We start from the raw sequence: 19,374 nt of genomic DNA, 5'->3' as shown, positions 1-19,374 counted from the left end.
GTCACGCAAAAATAGTGGCTTTTACTCGTGGCAATATGGCTTCTTCCCTATTACCTAATTTACAAAAGCACCTCCGCAATAACCCTGGGCAAAGGCAATTGGTGCGATCGCCCCAGTACGACGAGCAAACTGGTTTTGGTGAGTCTATAGCCCGTCTGTCCTCGGCCACTTTGCTAGAGTCCCCCATGCGCGCGATCGCAGTGGGGGAATGCGATGTATCGGAAAACCAATTCCGCTATTTCATTGATGGCATTCAACGCAGTTGGTTGCTGTATTACCAGGACTACGCGCCCGTATACTACGGCTATGTCGCTGCGGCGGTCAGGCAAAGACCGAAAGTTTTGATGTCAACCTGGCAGTATCGGGTGCAGGAAGCGATTTACCTACCTTACCGATATTTTGACCCAACCGAACTAGCAAACCTTGCAGCCAACTTCACAGTAGTCGATACTGCGCCCAGAAGCATGGACGAACTGGCAGAAGACGATCTCGACGACAAGCAGCCGCAATTATTACGGGAAGCGGCTAGGAACGCGATTTCCGATCGCCGTGAAAAGCTAGAGTCCGATCTAGCCGAACTATGGATAAAGCAAGAGCAACCAGGGTGGCTGGTGATGGATGGCTCGATTACAATTTCCAAAGCCGCCGCAGAACACAACCGCATCATTGGTTTGATTAAGAGCCACAATACCCAATATTTTCGCTTCCCCGAGCAGGAAGTAATCTTGAATCTGAAACCAGGCGATCGCAGTTCGACCTTTACACCACCAGGCCGCCATCCTGTCTGTAGTTGGTATCTCCGCCTTAGAGATAATAGGAATGAAGATGCATATTTTGGGCTAGTAAGAGTGGAAGCACCACTCAAAGCACGAGCGCAGGTGGATGAAATTAGTCGTTGGATTCTCACCGAACGCCGTCCTCTCTCTTTACCTGATTCCCGATGGGATAAGATGATTTATCCCATCCGCGATTGCGAGCAATTCCTGCGAAGTCAAGAACCTTCTAGAGCCACATTCGGTTGGCTAGGTTAGTAACCAGTAGTCATTTTTTTGCATACCTAAACAATATTTTACTTTTTGCAGAGATTGTAAGAAGGCGTATCAGTTATAGTAGTGCTATTCTGGCAACAGGGGTGGTTACAAAAGAGCAAATTCGTGAGATTGCAGAAGATCTTTCCGAACAACTTGGTCGAGTATTAGAAGCAAAGGTAGGAGTAACCAGAATTAGGGAGCGTTTAGGGAATTAGCTATGAATCAGAAAGCCCTTGATGAAAATGAAATTTTAGAGATTTTAGAGCTTGCGAAGGTTGCTGAACAAAAGATGAAAGAAGCAAGTGAAATTGCAACTGGAATGTCTGAAAAGTGTCAATCTTGGTATGAAGCTATGAGATCTGTCAAGACAAAGTAGTTATAGAGCGATCGCATGGCTCTCCTTGTATTTGCCGATCGCTAGGCACCAATCCTGGATTGTTAGGCGCGATCGCTTTTGGGATGGGGCGATCTCAGTTGGCAAAAAAGCAAAGTGCGATCGCTTTGTGGATGAGATAGGGCGATCTCAGTTGACAGAAAAATAAAATGCGATCGCTTGGTTGATGGGATGGGGCAATAGGCATGACATACTACTATAGCTATAGCCAATAGGCTTAGGACGGGGTGCAGGGGTTCCACCCCTGCGTGGGGGCGCAGCCTTCACACCCCCTGTCCTAATAGATCTGTCTACGGCTATACGTGAAAAGTTAGAGTCCGACCAGAGCTACATACGGTTGGCTAAGTTAGAGGTTATCTCACCCTACAACTAGACGGGAACTGTGGGTCTAATATCCAGGGTGCTTAACAAGCGATCGAAATCGAAATGTTTAGCCATCATGTTGCGGATCGATCGCACCTTCACGCCCTCATGCAAGCGTACCTGACCGAGACAACTTTCAATTACTTCTACGGTAGTTAAGGTATCCTTGGCTACTGATAAAATTGGGACCTCGTACTCTGTGGCGCGTTGCAGTACTTCAGCACTAATACTGGGCGGGCCAGTTAGAACCAGGCAATTAGTGGAAGTCTCCAGAGCAGCAAGCTGAATATCCAGGCGATTGCTACCCGTGATTACGGCTTTGTTATAGGAGTTACGGAAGAAGAGTTGGGCGGAGTTGACATCCATCGCGCCAATTTTGAGATCTTCGACCATTAGATCTGACAAACTACTGTGTTCTGGACTGTAGAGTACTGATGCTCCCAGTTGCTCCACCAACTCCTGCACGCTGACGCTACGCAGGATTCTATCCTCAGGCATAATTGCGAGTACAGGTACGCCCATCGACTCCAAATAAGGCAACACAATATCTCTACACGTCTCTAGCTGCGATTCGGGGATATCATTAATTACCGCACCTAGCAGGCGATCTTCCAGTCTTTCCTTGGCCTTAAGTACGTGATCGGCTACTAACAAAGAACCAAACCTGACCACAAGCAAAATTGGCGCGCCAATGCAGTCAGACATCTCCCGCAAAGATAGGCCGAATAGAGCCCCTTCTGCCGTGTTAGCTGGAGCTTCGACAAGCACTAGATCGCCATCAGCACTTTGATAGTGTTGTTTAAATACTGCTTTATAGTCAGTAGTATCCTCGCGAGTGAGGCGCTGCCTCAATGTTTGCTTATCCAGGCTGAGCAAAGTTGGTTTGACCAATGCCTCAGGCAACTTCAAGGTTTGGGTAATGAACTCAACATCAGCATCCACTCCCGGCGATGATTCGGGCAAGGTTTGCGTGGTAAAAGTCCCTAAGGGTTTACCATAGCCAATCTTTAAACCCAAAGTTTGCAGATGAAGAGCTAGACCTAAAATTGTCGCTGATTTGCCACTATACGCTCTGGTTGAACCAATCAGCAGTTGTTTTGCCTGAGGCACTTGTTTTACTAGCTCCCTAATTAGCGATACGTACTTAAAGCACTGTAGTTATTCTATCGCAATCTATGCGATCGCCTGTTCGCCTATTTATAGCTATAGCCAATAGGCTTAGGATGGGTTGCAGGGGTGAAACCCCTGCGTGGGGGCTGCACCACCACACCCCCTGTAATAACCGATCTGTCTACGGCGATACCATTACTTATTTGCCCATTCCCAGTTGCTGGGCTTTTTGGTAAACTTTGCCTTCTGTTAACAGCGAAGGAGCAATAATTACTTCTACCTGCTGCATTTCCTTAATATTCTTGGCACCTAAAGTCCCCATACTGGTCTTTAAAGCTCCCAGCAGATTATGAGTACCATCATCTAAGCCCGCTGGCCCGCGCAGGATTTGCTCGATCGTGCCGGTGCTGCCGACCCGAATGCGCGTACCGCGCGGCAGCACGGGGCTGGGCGTTGCCATGCCCCAATGAAATCCTCGACCGGGAGCTTCTTGGGCTCGTGCCAGTGGCGAACCAATCATTACGCCATCAGCCCCGCAAGCAATGGATTTACAAATATCACCGCCAGTAATCAGACCACCATCGGCAATAATCGGCACGTACCGTCCCGTTTGGTTGAAATAGTCATCTCTGGCAGCGGCACAGTCGGCGATCGCGGTTGCTTGCGGCACGCCCACACCTAAAACACCCCTGGACGTGCAGGCTGCACCTGGGCCAATGCCAACCAGGACACCCGCTGCCCCGGCTTTGAGTAATTCCATTGTCACTTCATAGGTAACGCAGTTACCCAATAGAACGGGAATGGGCATACTGCGGCAGAATTCCGCCAGGTCAAGTGCAGATAAGCCTTCCGGAGAAAGATGCGTAGTAGAAACAACCGTAGACTGCACGAAAAACAAATCGCAACCTGCTTCAGCAGCTAACTTGCCGTATTTCTCAGCATTAGCTGGGGTAGAACTAGCGCAGGCAATGCCACCCCGGTCTTTAATTTCGCGAATTCTTTGCTGAATTAGTTCCGGTTTAACTGGCTCAGCATAAAGTTCTTGCATCAATGCCACAAATTCAGTCGTACCTACCGATGCAATTTTATCCAGCACGACCGACGGATCGGTATATCGCGTCTGAATGCCATCCAGGTTAATTACACCTAGAGCACCCAACTGCGACATGCGAACGGCCATGCCCACATCGATAACGCCATCCATAGCACTAGCAATAATCGGGATCTCGCGCTTGATGCCACCAATTTCCCATTGCGTATCAGCTAAGACGGGATCTAACGTACTACGACCTGGTACTAGGGCGATTTCATCAATACCGTACGCCCTTCTGGCAGACTTACCTCGTCCAATCTGAATATCCACAACTATGTACCTGCTCCTAAACCTTAACTAGTCAGACTACCAAAGCCTTTGACAAGTGTCAAAGGTAACAAAAGTTACAGAGCTTTTATTAGTTTATAGCCTATTTTGATTCCCGATTGTAGCTAGAGAGAGCATTTTCACTTTATACCAAACTCTGTTTAGCTACCACCTTTTATAGCCATAGTACAGATCGGTTATTACAGGGTGCGTGGGGCGCAGCCCCCACGCAGGGGTGGAACCCCTGCACCTTGTCCTAAGCCTTTTGACTATAAGCTACTCAAAACGATGCTCTGTTGCCTCGGCTTCGCCTAACTGCTGTCACAAGGTGAGCGGGATTTGCTTTAGTACGTTGATTTGACTTTGATTTTTTCGGTGACAAATCAGCAATGCCAAGAATTTCTCAGAAACGAGTGTAGTCATTAGACCTCTTGCAAATTAGCCAACTGAGGAGCCTTGAGAGCGTTCAAAATTGTAGAGACCAGCAATTAGATTGCAACGCAAACCAAAGCGGTGACGACGATTGCGATAGCGTCCAGATAAGATGCGGAAGATCTTCAAGCGGCGATTAACATGCTCAATGCCAACCCGTTGGCGCGCAAGTTGGCGGTTGAACGCTTTCTGCTCAGGCGTAAGCTGACCACCTTTCGGTTTCTTGTGGGGTAAGCGGCAGTAGAGATGCAGTTTCTGGATGCCTTGATAACCCTTGTCCTGCAAACTCTCGGTTTGAGGATGGAAATGGATGCCAGAAGCTTTGAACAGCTTGAAATCATGCCGTCGCCCCTTGCCGAAAAACGTACAGATAATCTGCCCAGTAAGAGCGTCAATTATGAGTTGACATTTGAGCGTGTGCCCTTTCTGTTTGCCGCTATAAAAGGCACGTTGGTGCCGCTTAGGACGCTCAATGCGAGTTTCAGTCACATCAACGTCGCGACTGTAGGTATCCCAAAGCCCCGCACCAACTGGCGCTTCCCAGGTAGTCGAAAGCGACGTGAGCGGATTAAAGTCTCCTCTACCCAATGCACTATTCGACAAACTGTAGACTCGCTGATGCCCCAACTAGTGGCGATGTGAAAGTAGGTGCGATATTCCCGCCAATACTCGAAGGCAACCAATATGCGGTCTTCTAGTCCGAGTTTAGGCTTGGCTCCAGGTGTTGGCGTTGCTCGCCACTCTGGTTTAAGCACTTTCACAATTGCTTTGAACGTATTAGTCTCGATACCAAATCGACGCTTAAAGTGTGCAGCAGGTAGGGTTTGCGCTATTATATAGTTCATCATCAGGACGCTTTTTCGTTATTGCTATGTCCTGATATTTTCCTATCTTGGGGTTCTTTGGCAACTCAACCTCAACCTAATCTGCAAGAGGTCTAATATCGGATTGAGCAAGCAACGCGTCACCCGTACCGCCATAAACTCGCACGATTAAATCAGCACTGTCCTTATCTGCGCGACAGAATTGAGCGCGAGTGTAGGTGATTTCGTAGCGACCCTCTCGGTTCGTCACTTTGCGTCTACCTAAACACGACTTGGAAGGTTATTCAAGCCGAGGACAGAATGTCAGATGAATCTAAGCAGGCATAAGCACCTCCAATACCTGAGCTATAGAACGTCCGTTGGCAAACAAGCCATGAGCCAACTCCAGTAGTTGAGCACACGACTTGGAAGGTTAGCACTCAGTTACAGGGCTGAAACCCAGTATCCTCGTTGAAAAGGCTAAAGTGCTCATCCTCTGAGACCCTTATTTGGTAAGGTTTTCAAAATAACCTTCCAAGTCGTGTGAAATCAGTCGATCGCACCAACCCTTCATAGCCCTCAGTGCCATCCGGCAGATCCGGAATGTGGTGGAACATTAACACCCGTTGGCACAGGCGCGTGGTGCGTACCTCAAACCCCGCACGGTAGCTTGAAACTGGAGTTTAGACTAAAAAGTGGTAAAAAGCAGCCAGCCATTGCAGACTGACCGCTTGATGATGGAAGCTGAAAAGACTATAAAATCAACAGCTTCATCATGATTAGTTTGGATAAACTTGAGCAATTTCGCAAGTACACGTACGAAATTATAGGGAACGGGAGAGATGCGCTGTTCGACTTGATGGATGCGGTACTGACGAGTCGGAGTGTTTCATCGTTTGTGGAACTTTCGTTAAGCCCATTATTTCGGAGGGAGTGGTCGAGTATCTATGAAGCACTGCAAGATAGTCATCCTCCACGTGAAGACTTGATGAAGCAATACATACAGCAAATGCCGGCAGCAGAGGTGACGATATTGGCGGGCGACCATACAGCCTGGTCGCGTCCCTATGCGGTGACATTACAAGAACGCACCTACGAACATCAACCTCAACCGGGAGTAGGAAGCAAACCTGTTACGGTGGGGCAAGGATACAGCACAATTGCCTGGATTCCAGAGTCAGAAGGGAGTTTTGCCTTACCGTTGCGGCATGAGCGGATCACCAGTTTCGAGAACCCGATTCAGAAAGCCGCTAGTCAGTTACGCTTGGTTTGTGCGGAAATTCCTGGGACTGTGCTTTTCCTGGGGGATGGCGAGTATGGGTGCGCACCATTTTTGCAGCAAACAGCAGACATCCCGTGTATCAAGCTGCTCAGGCTACGCCCCAACCGGGTTCTGTATCATGCCCCAAAGGATTACGAGGGGCATGGGCGACCCCATAAGCATGGAGAGAAATTTAGCCTCAAAGACTCTGACACTTGGTCTATTCCCCAAGCAGACATCACAATTGCAGAGCCTAAACTGGGACGATTGCAAATTCGTCGATGGCCAAACCTGCACTTAAAGCAAGCCGCAGACCATCCCTTTACACTCATTCTGGTCGAACGTCTTGATATGCCTGAATCGAAACCCCTGTGGTTGATTTGGGTCGCTAAAGACGAGCCAATCTTGAGTGAGGTATGGCAAAAATATCTGCGCAGATTTGCCATTGAGCATTGGTATCGCTTGGTGCGTCAACGTCTCCATTGGACAATCCCTCAGCTTTCTACCCCTGCTCAGATGGAGACTTGGTCGGACTTGATGCCTTTACTTACTTGGCAATTGTGGCTCGCTCGTGAACTTGTCCAAGACTCTCCTCTGCCTTGGCAGAAACCGATGACTAAATTGTCTCCTGGTCGAGTTGCAAATGCTTTTGCTTTAGTTTTGGTCAGGATTGGCTCTCCTTCCCCTGACCCTAAACCTCGCGGTAAGTCTCCAGGTTGGCCTCTTGGGAAAAAACGAACCCAACGGATTCGTTATCCTACTGTCAAAAAACGCTATGCCAAGCCCCTCAAAAAAGCTTCCGCTGCAACTGCTTAGCTCAACTTCTTCCCTTTTATCCTCTCTCTCGCTAGTTTCTATCTAGCGAGATGCTTCTTGTTGCCTTTTAGTCTAAACTCCAGTTGAAAAGGGATCGTTGCGATAGTCCCAATCCCCTGAATCGACCGGAGTTGGTACGTTAGCATCGTGCTCGCCATAGTCGAACACCACCTCAAACATCCAGCCAGCCCTGTTGATTTCAGCCTGGGTCAGGAAACGGGGGCGGTGTCCGGTGGCATCCAGCAAAGGTGTGCGGTTGCCGTAGTAGATGTGCTTGAGGTAGCGGTTGGCAGTACGGCGTGGGTCAACGCGATCGCCCCGGTTGCGCTCTCGGGCGAAACTCAGATCCACACCCACCCCGTCCTCTGATTTGTAGTTGTAGAGAACAGCATTGCCCTTATCGTCGCGAGTCTCGCAGATCGACCAGCTAAAAATGCGTTGCGGATCTTCTGGATCGAAAATGCGGGAGTTCCCATCCTTACCGTAGAGCGTAAGGATATTGTCTTTGGAGATAGAGCACCAATGCACATCGCTAGCATCAGCGACGTTAGTCCACCGTTCGATGCGGGCAAACAGCCCCTCAATACGGGGTCGATAGCGTTTGATGGCATAGGTCTTGCCATCAAAGGTTCGGTTGGAAAGACTTTCGGGTACCCACTCCCCCTGAGCATTCTGAACCAAGACAGGTACCAGATCTTCCGCACCCGACAGGATAAAGACATCGGATTCGGTGGCATCGTCATAGCGAGGCAGCCCCTTATCCGTCTTTCGAGTAATCGACGGCAGTGACAGACTCCAGCCAAACCCAAAGATGCCATTGCCTGCCCCAGAGTCGTAGGACAGCGACAACTGCGGTCCAAAGCCTGAGCGACCGGGGCTGGTGGCAAGGGGTACTGTCATCGAACCCGTACCTGTCACAGGATTGGCAGCAAACTTCTCGCCCATCCCCTTGATTGCCCCTCCACCTTTAGGCAGCGACACGGCAGGAGGAGCAGAAAAATAGCTTTTATCGGACTCGGCTGATTCACTAACGCTTTCTTTACTTCGAGCATTAACCATTGGTTTGCCTCGTGTTAGATAGGGAGTCATTACACCAAAAGAGGGCAATAGCTGTTACCTGAAAACGATCGTATGAGTAAATTTCAGGCCAACTGCCTAGACTGGGTTATTCATATACGATCCGCCAAAAATCTTCAAAAGCCTCACTGGGGAAACAATCCAGCAATTTACTCGGAATACAGTCCATTTTTGGGAGTACAACTGCTGTCAGGGTTTCATGGGTTGGTGAATAATCCAGGCTAGCTTCTGAACAATCCGGAGCTATAGCGGTTTTCAGATGAAAACGAGAAGGGGGTTTGGGGGCAACGCCCCCAAGAAGGGGTTCCACCCCTTCACCCCGTCAATAAAACCTGTTCTCAATTGAAAAACGCTATAGGATCGATATCCCGACCGACGATCGCGGCAATTCTGACGATTCTGATAGGGATGCGATCTAGCAGATTAAAATACTGATATCGATATTGATATTGATATCGTATAGTAGACATAAATTTTGAGGAATTTGTGAGGAAAATAAGACTAAATTTTCGGACTTTAGATTTAAATGTCGCCATCAAGCTTGTAATTGGGGAATCATTCTTAACAAATCTACATTCGTCGCGGTAGCTTTTTGTAAAACCTGATGAGCGATCGCACCATAACCCAAGAAAGATAGCGATCGCCCATATGAGGGTCTTTTAGTTCGGTGCGCTCTCACTACGGTGGGGGCATTTTTTTTCGCGGCAACTTAGATGATTTAGCGGGGATTCGCTACAATGTGCTGTATGACGAATGGAAATGGTTTTAAAGATCCCAAAAATACTGCTAGCCTCCGAGCAGAGCTAAATAGCCTTTTAGATCGCATCCAGGATGTAGAACATGGCGAGATCGTAGCTCAGGCGCTTGCCTCGATTTTGCAAATTAGTCAGACGCAAACCGAGAAGTTGGATTGGAAAGTGATCGTTGGTTCGCTCCAGGATATGCGTAAGGCGATCGCAGCTTTTCATCCCTATCGCTACACCCGCAAAGTCAGCATCTTTGGCTCTGCCCGCACGCCACCGAGCGAGCCGGAATATATCCAGGCTGTGAATTTTGCCCGTTGCATTACCGCCAAGGGTTTTATGGTGCTCACTGGTGCGGGTGGCGGCATTATGGCAGCGGGTAATGAGGGGGCGGGGCAGGCTCATTCTTTTGGCTTAAATATCGATCTGCCGTTCGAACAAACCACAAACGCACACTTGCAGGATGACGCGCGGCTGATTCAGTTTAAGTACTTTTTTACGCGCAAGTTGTTCTTCTTGCGCGAGAGCGATGCGATCGCTCTATTTCCGGGCGGCTTTGGTACGCAGGACGAGTTTTTTGAGTGCCTGACGCTTTGCCAAACGGGGAAATCGACCCCCAAAGCACTGGTGTTGGTAGATAAACCAGGCGGCGACTACTGGTTGCAGTGGGATGAATATATGCGGAAGCATTTGCTAGAGCGCCGCTTGATCAGTGAAGAAGACCGCAGTCTTTATACAATTGTGGATGATGTGGGGGCTGCCTGCGAAGCGATCGGCAACTTCTACAGCATTTACCACTCTAGTCGCTGGGTTGGGAACTTGTTTGCGATCAGGCTGAACTGCAATATCTCTGACTCCCATCTGGATCGTCTCAATCAAAATTTCAGCGATATTTTGGTGTCCGGCAAGATCGAACGCAGCAATGCTTTAGAGGCAGAAAAGCAGGACGAGCACATTTTGCATTTGCCGCGCTTGATCATGTACTTTAACCAGATAAGTTACGGTCGCCTCAACGAGTTAATCGCTGAAATTAACCGGGTGGGAGCTGACGAAGAAGAGCTTTTGCTATCTTGCCCGCTCACGCAGTTGCGCTAGGTTGGGCGCGATCGCCCTGGTTATTTGAGGGTAGATTTCCTTGTGGAAATTACCTAAACGACTTCTAGTTCGCGATCGCTCAGGTGCGTCTTGAATCTTTTTTTACTGCCTTGAAATTCGATCAAGATGGGGTAGTTGGGGCTGATAGGTCTGCCGTGCCAATCTGACAAAATCTCGACAATTTCTCCTTCACTACCTTTAAGATCGAAGGCCTGTTTCGCTCGATCGGGATGGTGATAGACCACTACCGACTCGACAACGCGGACGCGATCGCCAACTTTCATAATTCTCCTAAATTTATACTATCTGCAAATTAAGATGCCTTAGATAGCATAAACCTTGGTGCGTGTCCCCAGAAAGCTTCTAGACCATAAAATTCTCTTTCTTTGGGCATCATAATATGCACGATCAGATCGCCATAGTCCAGTACTATCCAGCTAGCATCGCTTTCACCGCTGGAATGTATCGGCTCGCGCTGGAAGCGTTCGGCAATTTTGTCGCGCACGGCATTGGCGATCGCTCTTACTTGCGCCTTCGAGAATCCCGTCGCGATCGCAAAATAGTCAGCCAGTACCGACACCTCACCTACCGCCAGAATCAGGATATCCTCCGCTTTGCGATCCTCCGCTGCCATTGCTGCTGTTAGCGACATTTGGTATATGTCATCTCGTTGGGGATTTAGCTGCCAGTCTTGCTCGGAAAATACACTGATTTGGTTTGTTGCCATAGATGCCTGTATTAATAGCTCCGTATATGGTGATATAGCTGTATTCAATAGGCTTAGAACCGAGTGCAAGGGTTCTACCCCTGCGTGGGGGCACAGCGCCCACTCCCCCTGTTCTAACAGATCTGCATACGGCTATAACTATATTGTAGAAAATTGTATAGGGGGTAAATAACTAAGAATTGCAACAACTATTTGGTTGCCCAGTTTGTAACGCTGTTTGCGGGATGAAGATCGCCTGACTATTTTGAGGGCGATCTTCACCACCACGCCAGCTAACGCGAAATCCGCCAGGTAAAAATGCCACTCACAAGCGCAAGGGCGCTCAAGATTAAAATTACAGTCTCTAAGCCCCAATAGGACTCCGCAATGCCAGCTAATGCTAGCGGTAAGCTCAGGGCGATATTCACAGCATTGTTTTGCAAGCCAAATACCTTACCGCGTACTTCCTCGGGGGTTTCTTCCTGGATCACTGTTTGCATGGGGATAACGCAAAGACCTGCAAATAGCCCGATGCCGGCGATCGCCCCCAGAGCGGGAAAGAATCGCGCGTTAAAAAAGGCTAACACCACCAGGAATACTGCCATACCAATCGAGCCGACTAAAGCAAACCGCTGCCGACTCATGTAATGCCCAAACCTGCCTACGACTGCTGCTCCTATTGCCATGCCAACACTGGCATCGGCTAGTAGAAAGCCAAATTGCTCGGCTTTAATTTCGGGTATGACTTCGGCTAGACGCACCGCCAAAACCGTGAGTGCGGCAATTACGGAAAAAGTACAAACGAGCTGTAGCAAAGCTGCCTTGGCAGCGCGATTCTCGCCCAAGTACTGCAAGCCTTCTTTAATATCGGTCCAGATGTGGATATCTTGCTTGTTAAACGTTTCGGCTGATTCGCCGGTTTTGAGTAGTAGTAGGATAAAGCCTGCTAATAAATAGCTGCCTCCAACTACTACTTCTTGTCCGACTTTTGGAATTAAGTGATTGGCAAAGGCTAACAGTGGCTCGCCCAAAGCAAAGCCCAAAATTAGCGCTCCCATAATCGTGGTCGTGTAGATCGAATTTGCGGAGAGCAGCTTAGGCCGTTCGACCACCAGGGTGATAGCTGATTGTTCCGCTGGTGTAAAGAATTGCGTGAACGTAGAGACGAGAAACGTGACGATTAGAAGGCTCCAAAAACTAACGGAGGAGCCGCCCACAGGTGCAAAATCCTTAGTCAGCCATAGCAAAGGCGAGATCGACAGCACTAATACGCCGCGTAATAGATTCGATGCCACCAGAACTAACTTCTTAGACCAGCGATCGATATAAACCCCAGCAATCGAACCAAAAAGAATCGCTGGAATCGTAAATGCCACCATCACTGCCGAAACCCAGCCGCTAATTGGCTCGCCCTCCTGCTGGAATCGTGTCGAAACAATCGCGATCGCTAAAACAAGAAATATCTTATCGGCAATCTGTGAAAAAACTTGACCGCTCCACAGGGATAGGAAGTTAGGGTTAGTTAATACCGACTTTGAAGGTTCGGTCGTAGGTTCTGGTGACCCTGTAGTGGGGGGAACGGTGGGTGGGTCGAACAGATGAGTCATAGGTTAAAGCAGCTATCAATCAGGGCAGCGGATTGGATCGGCCTATCAAAATGATACTGGGCATAGGCACGTAATAAACGTTCAACTGTCAACCAGGCACTGACATGAATACTAAAAATATCTTCGGATAAATCCATTTGGGCTAACTCTTGCAGTGCTAATAGTTCTGTGGCAGTGAGGAAATGACTGATTTTAGCATCGCCGAGATCGGGTTTTGTCTGGAGGTCAACTACGCCACCACCTGCAATACTAAATCCAGCCTGCCATTTAGAATACTCTGGCATCAGGGCAATTGGTTGTTGGCTCAGGCAACAACTGTGTACTTGTGGAGCTACGCCGGCGATCGCCAAAAGATGGTAAGTGCCATGATTCAAACACGCCAGAATATGCTTCACGCCATTCACCTGCTGCAACCGCAATAAGTGTTCGGTGAGGAGGAGAAATAATTCTTCTTGAGGATGAGCAACCAGGGCTTGAAAGAGTGCAAGTTCTGCCAGGTACTGAGCGGCGGTGAGCTTAGCCAGATTTTGCCCCAAACCCACAAAGGACTGGATGGTTTCCGCTTGAGTTACGCGATCTATGCTTCGCCCCGAAGCGATTAATAAATCGTTCACTACAAATAGCCCCGACCTTCCCGCCATGCTAGAGCGGTGTTTCCGCGCCCCTGCTGCCACAGCTTTGACCAGACCGCACTCCTTGGTCAAAATTGTCAGGAGGCGATCGTGTTCGCCCAGAGCCATGCTCTTGAGGTTAATACCAGTAGCTCGATAGGTTTTCGCCATATGCCCTTTATTCTAGTTGCATCGCGAATAGGAGTGTTATGTATAGCCATAGACAGATCTGTTAGGACAGGGGGTGTGGGGGCTGCGCCCCCACGCAGGGGTTTCACCCCTGCACCCCGTCCTAAGCCTAGTTGACTATAGCTATATCAATAAAAAGCAGCGATCGCGATCGCGGGATCGCGTCTAAATAATCACAGCCGATCGCATATAAATGCGAAACTCAAGGTTATTTTCTTGAGTCAAAATTATATATAGCGATGCTAAATCATTTATGAACGGGGTGCAGGGGTAGAACCACTGCCACGGCCCCTTTTTCACAAATCATTTGTGATTGCTATATTTTGTTTATATGTCCCAGAGAACTAAAAATGAAATTTCTCAAACTAATCCCCCTACTAGGTGTAGTTTTATTCCCAGCAGCAGCTTCCGCCCAGTATCCCATTATTTTTAATCACATTAAGGATACGAATATGACTCAGGCGCGTTGCATTGACAATGCTGGCGCTACCATGAAGCGAGCCGGATTCACCGAAAATTTTGAATTTTTGCGTACCGGTGCCTTTGGGGTCAAAGGTCGCTACAGCGCCATTATTCGCTGCGTTACAGATAATAGAATCGTCTTTTTTGCGGTAGCAGGCCCCGACAATGCCACCGTCGAGAATTTAGTGGTGCGCCTAAGGAATAGTTTCTAGGTCGAAACCTGCGCTTGCTTCCAGATGAAGTAGGCAGCGATCGCCATCGCGACATTTCCTAGTAAGGTCGTGGTAGCCTGGACGGTCACCAGCCATCCCAAAGAAATGGCATTGTCAAAAAAGTGCCAGGTACAGGCACACATAGCACTGACTAAAGCAGGAAACATGGCGATCGCCAGGCCGCGCCATGCCAAGTTCTGGCTGAGCTTGGCATAGATCCAGATCAGCCAGATTGCTAGCGTCCATTCCAGCACGCTAGAGATGTGGATAATCCAGGTGGGAAGAGAAAGTGCATTCATTAATAACCTTCAATTCAGTATCTTTTTGTATCTCAGACCTGCCATAATCTTGGCACATGCTGTTACATCTTTAATATTTTTCACCTAATAGCCAGGTGGTAAAGCGATCGGGATATTCCTCGAACAGAATTTTGCACAAATTGTTGTAGGGCATAGGGCGCGGGAATTTACTTGAAGATAATTATACAGATCTCGTGGGGGGTGTAATCCCTTGCGGCGGCACGCATCCTGACAGGAATCGCCCCGAAATTCTGGGGTAGGCACGGGGACGCTAACCCTACAGGCTTGGTCGTTGCCTTATTTTAATGACATTCATTTCTTCCTCAGAAACTCTAACGTGCAATTGTTTTTCAGTCATTGTTTCCCGCCATTTTGTGACTTTAATTGGCGACGAGCTATTTGACTTTCGCAAGCTTAAAGCAATGTAAGTAGGAATAGAAAATATGAAAGGGAGAGTTCATCGGATCGCAGATTGCAATCGAAGCTTATACGCTCCAGACAAACATTTGTCCTTTGAAGCTAGTTTTTATGTTGCTGAAGATACATCTCTAATTTTTCTTGTAAAGATTATTGATTCGCAAGACACGATCGTCTTAAGGAATGGAGACTTGAGGGAGTATAGTGAGTCCACCCTTAAAATTTATCAAAATTGGAACCCAATAGATGATTTTCAACAATTTTGCAGTGATTTTGAAACACAAGATATTAGCACTGATGCCATTGTATTTTTTGGACCAATGGCAGAAGTATCATTAGAGATCGAAGGACCAATTGCAGATCCTCAAGTATACGGCGTTATAGTGAATATGCCTGAATTTATCTTAATGGATAACTATCAACCAAAGGATACTGGAGCAATCAGCGTATCACTACTTTGCAAAAAACAAGATATCTCTCAAATGCTAGCAGATTTATATTCCAATCTGCAAGATTGCATTGCACAGAGGGAAGAAATGGTATTGAGTAGAAAAAGTTAGATTGAAATTCAAAATGATGAAGCTTATACTTAGAACCCATTTAGGAAGTCGCAGTTGCCAGATTTCTTAGCATTTTGCGGATTAAAGCCAAGTAAATAAACGATTCAGACATTTGCTCATAAAATTCATAATCCTTGCTTAGTCTACGACAATTACCTAACCAAGCAAAGGTTCGCTCTACCACCCAACGCTTTGACTCCACTACAAAACCTTTCTGATTGTCTGCCCGTTTGCTAACTTCCCAAAGCCATCCGAAGTTGTCGTTGACCCATTGTGTGATTTCATCACCAGAGAATCCAGCATCAACCAGAATTTTCTCTAATCGTGGTAATGGAGATGTGAGATTCTGTAACAACTGCTTAGCTCCTGCTCTTTCACCGATGTTAGCTGCACACACCAACACCTTTACAACTAAGCCCAAGGTGTCAACCATAGCGAAGCGTTTTCTGCCCTTGATTTGCTTACCGCCATCAAAACCTCGACTGCCCGCACTTTCTGTTGTCTTCACACTCTGGCTATCGATACTCACCAAGCTTGGGGTCGCCTCTTTACTAACCTTTTCCCTAAATTGTTGGCTCAATTTGCGATTAATCTCCTCCAGTAGCCCAGTTCTTTCCCACCTTTGCCAGTAGAAATAGACCGTTGAGTAAGGCGGAAAGTCATGGGGTAGATTCTGCCATGTACAACCATTTTTGAGTATATAGAAAATGGCATTCAGTAACTCTCGCATATTTGTTTTGGGTGGCCTACCCCATTTTGATGGTTTGGGTAGCATGGGTGCGATAATTTCCCATTCTTGGTTGGATAAATCGGTATTATAGGATCGGCGCATCTCTTCAGGTTTATACTAGACTTCATCAGTATTTATACCTGCTTTTGGTGCGCCTTTTACTTCCTAAATGGCTTCTTAGATACTAATGACGATCGCCCATTTACTCAGGGATATCATCGCAGCGATCGCTCAATAGATGTTTCTCAATGCGATCGCTCTAAATCTCATCAGGATTAATCCCAAGCGCTTTTAGACGTTCTGCTAACCTTTGAGCTTTTGCTTCCGCCTGCAGTCTAGCTTGTCGTTCGAGCGAGCGATCTCGTTCTGCTTCCCCATGCGATCGCAAAATCTGATTGGACTTTGTGTCATAAAAACGAAACCGCCGATCTGGATATAAGTGCAGATCTAATCCCAACGTCTCGCTATGCAGTGACAAAACTCCATCAGACAAAATTCGAGATGCAATCTCTACATACTTCCCTTGCTCCAATCGCACTCCTTGCAACGAAGTTGGTTTCAAATACTCTCCCGTCGGGTCATACTGAAAGTATTCTTTCACTCCTAAAGTACGATAGAGCAATGGGTTATCGTCACGGTCTTTGATGACTGTCCCTTTAGAAGTTATTTCTAAAACAAAATCAGGTACTTTATTGTTTTCTAGCCATAGCTTGTAACTAGTGCGATCTGACTTATTACTACCAAACACTACAAACGTATCTGGCGCCACCTTTTTGTCAGGATTGTCTTTCTCATAATAGATAAACAAATTGCCAGAAACATAGACATTCTCTTGTGGCTCAAACCAAACTCTGAGGGCTTCAGTTGTATAGCTAAGATTACGTCTTTGTTTATCGCCTTCCGGCATTGGCTCAAAGTTCTCTTCCAGGTATTCTATTGTAGGGTTTAGCTTGGGTTGACTAGAAACCGTCATACTGTTACTCCAAGACTCTTACAGTCTAAGTTTAACTTAGCATAGAAACTGAGGCATCGACGGATGCACTGAATCGCGTGACGCAAAATCGCTACGATGCCCGCAACCGCTTGCCGAGGCACTGCGTCAGATTACACAGCGATTACCCCAGGCTCGGGCGTTCAAATTTCGATAATTCCAACCTGGCATAGGATTCGTGTGTCTATGTTACAGGCTATTGTGGCATGCTTAGCCTTTTTGAGCCAGCTTATACTCCTTTTATGTTCTTCTCTTCTTCTCTACTATCACTTCTTTCCTAAATTTGCTAAAACTAGAAACTCCTGCCTCACCTCATGAATAATGCAGGCTATTTAAGGTAAGCGAAACTCAACCACGTCGCGCTTGACGGTTACTTCATACTGTCCAAAGAAATCATGCCCTAACAAACCAATATCGGAAACGGGCAAAATCGTCACCAATACATTATCGGCTGTTGCCCCATTCACCTCAATTCGGTTCACATAACCCAATGGCATCTTCACTCCTTCCTGGCTGGCGGTGTTGATTCGGGCTACCCCAACGAGCTTAATGCCCAGAGCCTGCGCCATAGGCAGCGTAATTGCCGTACCGCTAGCACCCGTATCAACGATCATCTCGTAGACCTGCGCGCCGTTCCTGCCATTAAACACGACATCAATGACCGGGATGCCGCGCTGCCGCCGTTTAATTCTGGTTTGAAATACCCCATTTGAGTTGCGCGTTTGAGTTGGTGCAGATTGGATGGACGGTCGCGTACTGTTACCGCAAATACCAGCAAGGTCTACTACTCGACCTTTGGCATCGACCATATAACAGGCTTCAGCCTGGGCGAGCGCCTGAGGGATATGCGGTTGCAACAAGGGTTGCAAGAGGGAAATACCGATCGCGGCCAAGGTCACCTGAAACTTGTGCATAGCTTGATAATTTGGGTAAAATCTACCGAGATTAAGGATAGCCCCTAGGAAACACAGGGTACCCTAATAGTTGGTAGCTCTGCGTCTTCAGTTAAGCTTCATTATAAGCTTACCCCCCTGCAATCAGAAGATATCAACCGCTAGCTTTCATTGGAGTGTTTCTTGGTTAACTGCTGCCAACCGAAAAGGCTTTGAAAATAAACTCCACCAATGACGATGAGGAATGACAGATATGCGATCGCCTGCACCTGGTAGAGCCGATCCGTGTAACCGAATAAAGCCCTTAGCACTACTCCAGGAAAGCGATCGTCTGGCAGTACTTTTGACAGATTCCAAACATCCGGCCCCAAAATACAAGATGGATGTTTGACAAACCGTTCGTAGTAGAAACAAATTGATTGCGAAGCTCGATTTTGACTGGCGAGTGTTTGGGCAACAGTGTCAAAATGCCCCAATGCCGTCACAACCAGTCCAGCCACCAGAAGCAATAATAGAACTCCGACGATCGTAAAAAATCGGCGCAGATTGAGGCGAACTCCCCATTTGAACAATAAAATCCCTATGAAAGCCGCCACTGCTAAACCTAACAGCGCACCTAAGGCTGGCACCAATCCTTGATTGAATTTAGCAACAATAAATACAACCGTCTCAAAGCCCTCTCGCAATACCGCAATAAAAACTAGACCGAACACCCCCCAAGCAGCACTTGTACCCCGATCTAAAGCCGATTCCACTTCGCCTTCCACCATCTTTTTCATAAAGCGGGCTTGCTGCGTCATCCAGATCAACATCCAGCTCAACAAAAACACGGCTACGAGACTAAACATCCCCTCCATCAATGGCTCTGCTGCTGGACTCAATACTCCCAACGCCTGGATAATCCAGCTAAATAGCATGCCAATTAGCGCGCTTACTAAAATTCCCACTGCAATGCCCAGGTAAACCCAGTGATTTAAATAGGCGCGCTGTGCTTTTTGGAGACAGGCAAGCACGATGCCAACCACGATCGCCGCTTCTACTCCTTCACGCAGGGTAATTACAAATGTGGGTAAAGCAGAACTGAAATCCATCGATCTTTGAGTACTCGCAAATAATAATATCCCTAATTTTAACTAGCTGTAGAAGCTTCCGATCGCTTTCTCCAGCTAAAGTGCACTCACTGGTTGGCAGGCTTTGTTTGTGTAGGGGCGA

22 protein-coding genes and 1 pseudogene are annotated in these 19,374 nt (G+C 47.6%); 6 read left to right on the top strand and 17 right to left on the bottom strand.

What is annotated here, in order from left to right; genetic code table 11:
• Positions 1-35: 35 nt before the first annotated feature.
• Positions 36-1,031 (top strand): hypothetical protein, encoded by a 996-nt coding sequence (locus PSE6802_RS0126125; RefSeq protein WP_019502968.1) that lies wholly within the window; start codon positions 36-38, stop codon positions 1,029-1,031.
• A 217-nt stretch (positions 1,032-1,248) separates the two neighbouring features.
• Positions 1,249-1,407, top strand: a complete 159-nt coding sequence (locus tag PSE6802_RS33945; protein ID WP_019502967.1) for a hypothetical protein — start codon at positions 1,249-1,251, stop codon at positions 1,405-1,407.
• A gap of 62 nt (positions 1,408-1,469) precedes the next feature.
• Here the strand turns inward: PSE6802_RS33945 and PSE6802_RS35090 are convergent, their stop codons facing one another.
• The 6 genes and pseudogenes from PSE6802_RS35090 to PSE6802_RS36045 all read right to left on the bottom strand — a co-directional run.
• Entirely contained in the window at positions 1,470-1,637 is a 168-nt protein-coding gene (locus tag PSE6802_RS35090) for a hypothetical protein (protein ID WP_156815663.1), read from the bottom strand.
• A 157-nt stretch (positions 1,638-1,794) separates the two neighbouring features.
• Positions 1,795-2,898: a phosphotransacetylase family protein gene (locus PSE6802_RS0126110; RefSeq protein WP_019502965.1), complete on the bottom strand. Its 1,104-nt coding sequence runs from the start codon at positions 2,896-2,898 to the stop codon at positions 1,795-1,797.
• A 199-nt stretch (positions 2,899-3,097) separates the two neighbouring features.
• Complete coding sequence (locus tag PSE6802_RS0126105; RefSeq protein ID WP_019502964.1) at positions 3,098-4,261, bottom strand: GuaB3 family IMP dehydrogenase-related protein; 1,164 nt, start codon at positions 4,259-4,261, stop codon at positions 3,098-3,100.
• Between the two features lie 435 nt (positions 4,262-4,696).
• Positions 4,697-5,535 (bottom strand): IS5 family transposase gene (locus PSE6802_RS30420; RefSeq protein ID WP_156815411.1). Its coding sequence is split into 2 segments (ribosomal slippage): positions 4,697-5,187 and positions 5,187-5,535, totalling 840 coding nucleotides; the frame shifts between segments, so codons are not numbered across the junction.
• 76 nt (positions 5,536-5,611) lie between these two features.
• Positions 5,612-5,764, bottom strand: coding sequence for a hypothetical protein (locus PSE6802_RS33935; RefSeq protein WP_019502963.1), 153 nt, complete (start codon positions 5,762-5,764; stop codon positions 5,612-5,614).
• 271 nt (positions 5,765-6,035) lie between these two features.
• A pseudogene (locus PSE6802_RS36045) lies at positions 6,036-6,173 on the bottom strand (SpvB/TcaC N-terminal domain-containing protein); the annotation flags it as partial.
• Positions 6,174-6,268: 95 nt separating this feature from the next.
• Here PSE6802_RS36045 and PSE6802_RS0126090 point away from each other — a divergent pair.
• Positions 6,269-7,570, top strand: a complete 1,302-nt coding sequence (locus PSE6802_RS0126090) for an NF041680 family putative transposase (protein WP_019498766.1) — start codon at positions 6,269-6,271, stop codon at positions 7,568-7,570.
• Positions 7,571-7,642: 72 nt separating this feature from the next.
• Here PSE6802_RS0126090 and PSE6802_RS0126085 read toward each other — a convergent pair whose 3' ends face one another.
• Together PSE6802_RS0126085 and PSE6802_RS35585 are read right to left on the bottom strand one after the other, a co-directional pair.
• On the bottom strand, positions 7,643-8,629 hold the full coding sequence (locus PSE6802_RS0126085; RefSeq protein WP_156815662.1) for a SpvB/TcaC N-terminal domain-containing protein: 987 nt from the start codon (positions 8,627-8,629) through the stop codon (positions 7,643-7,645).
• Between the two features lie 356 nt (positions 8,630-8,985).
• Positions 8,986-9,117 carry a hypothetical protein gene (locus PSE6802_RS35585; protein ID WP_263970399.1) on the bottom strand — a complete coding sequence of 44 codons (132 nt, stop codon included), beginning with the start codon at positions 9,115-9,117 and terminating at the stop codon, positions 8,986-8,988.
• A gap of 276 nt (positions 9,118-9,393) precedes the next feature.
• On the opposite strand from PSE6802_RS35585, the gene PSE6802_RS0126080 reads away from it, so the two are divergent.
• Positions 9,394-10,485, top strand: a complete 1,092-nt coding sequence (locus PSE6802_RS0126080) for an LOG family protein (protein WP_019502961.1) — start codon at positions 9,394-9,396, stop codon at positions 10,483-10,485.
• Between the two features lie 53 nt (positions 10,486-10,538).
• Here PSE6802_RS0126080 and PSE6802_RS0126075 read toward each other — a convergent pair whose 3' ends face one another.
• The 4 genes from PSE6802_RS0126075 to recO all read right to left on the bottom strand — a co-directional run bounded on the left by PSE6802_RS0126075 (position 10,539) and on the right by recO (position 13,580).
• Complete coding sequence (locus PSE6802_RS0126075) at positions 10,539-10,769, bottom strand: ferredoxin-thioredoxin reductase variable chain (RefSeq protein ID WP_019502960.1); 231 nt, start codon at positions 10,767-10,769, stop codon at positions 10,539-10,541.
• 29 nt (positions 10,770-10,798) lie between these two features.
• Entirely contained in the window at positions 10,799-11,212 is a 414-nt protein-coding gene (rsfS, locus tag PSE6802_RS0126070; protein WP_019502959.1) for a ribosome silencing factor, read from the bottom strand.
• Positions 11,213-11,484: 272 nt separating this feature from the next.
• Positions 11,485-12,798, bottom strand: coding sequence for an MFS transporter (locus tag PSE6802_RS0126065; protein ID WP_019502958.1), 1,314 nt, complete (start codon positions 12,796-12,798; stop codon positions 11,485-11,487).
• Positions 12,795-13,580 carry a DNA repair protein RecO gene (recO, locus tag PSE6802_RS0126060; RefSeq protein ID WP_019502957.1) on the bottom strand — a complete coding sequence of 262 codons (786 nt, stop codon included), beginning with the start codon at positions 13,578-13,580 and terminating at the stop codon, positions 12,795-12,797. Before recO ends, PSE6802_RS0126065 begins: the two co-directional genes overlap by 4 nt.
• A 368-nt stretch (positions 13,581-13,948) precedes the next feature.
• Between recO and PSE6802_RS0126055 the strand changes: the two genes are divergently transcribed.
• Complete coding sequence (locus PSE6802_RS0126055; protein ID WP_019502956.1) at positions 13,949-14,272, top strand: hypothetical protein; 324 nt, start codon at positions 13,949-13,951, stop codon at positions 14,270-14,272.
• Here PSE6802_RS0126055 and PSE6802_RS0126050 read toward each other — a convergent pair.
• The gene (locus PSE6802_RS0126050; protein ID WP_019502955.1) at positions 14,269-14,571 is read right to left on the bottom strand and encodes a DUF2499 domain-containing protein; all 303 of its coding nucleotides are present in this window, start codon (positions 14,569-14,571) and stop codon (positions 14,269-14,271) included. The two genes, PSE6802_RS0126055 and PSE6802_RS0126050, sit on opposite strands and share 4 nt — an antisense overlap.
• 443 nt (positions 14,572-15,014) lie before the next feature.
• On the opposite strand from PSE6802_RS0126050, the gene PSE6802_RS0126045 reads away from it, so the two are divergent.
• On the top strand, positions 15,015-15,548 hold the full coding sequence (locus PSE6802_RS0126045; protein WP_019502954.1) for a hypothetical protein: 534 nt from the start codon (positions 15,015-15,017) through the stop codon (positions 15,546-15,548).
• Positions 15,549-15,588: 40 nt separating this feature from the next.
• On the opposite strand, the gene PSE6802_RS0126040 is transcribed toward PSE6802_RS0126045, so the two are convergent.
• From PSE6802_RS0126040 to PSE6802_RS30415, 4 genes are all read right to left on the bottom strand, one after another.
• Positions 15,589-16,380 carry an IS5 family transposase gene (locus PSE6802_RS0126040; protein ID WP_019498649.1) on the bottom strand — a complete coding sequence of 264 codons (792 nt, stop codon included), beginning with the start codon at positions 16,378-16,380 and terminating at the stop codon, positions 15,589-15,591.
• A gap of 157 nt (positions 16,381-16,537) precedes the next feature.
• Positions 16,538-17,251: a Uma2 family endonuclease gene (locus PSE6802_RS0126035; RefSeq protein WP_019502953.1), complete on the bottom strand. Its 714-nt coding sequence runs from the start codon at positions 17,249-17,251 to the stop codon at positions 16,538-16,540.
• Between the two features lie 350 nt (positions 17,252-17,601).
• The gene (locus PSE6802_RS0126030; protein ID WP_019502952.1) at positions 17,602-18,183 is read right to left on the bottom strand and encodes a retropepsin-like aspartic protease family protein; all 582 of its coding nucleotides are present in this window, start codon (positions 18,181-18,183) and stop codon (positions 17,602-17,604) included.
• 140 nt (positions 18,184-18,323) lie between these two features.
• Complete coding sequence (locus PSE6802_RS30415) at positions 18,324-19,253, bottom strand: FTR1 family iron permease (protein WP_019502951.1); 930 nt, start codon at positions 19,251-19,253, stop codon at positions 18,324-18,326.
• Positions 19,254-19,374 lie beyond the last annotated feature (121 nt).

The organism is Pseudanabaena sp. PCC 6802 (assembly GCF_000332175.1).
Lineage (GTDB): Bacteria > Cyanobacteriota > Cyanobacteriia > Pseudanabaenales > Pseudanabaenaceae > PCC-6802.
Note: the sequence above shows the minus strand (reverse complement) of the source record. Positions and strands in the feature narration are given on the sequence as shown.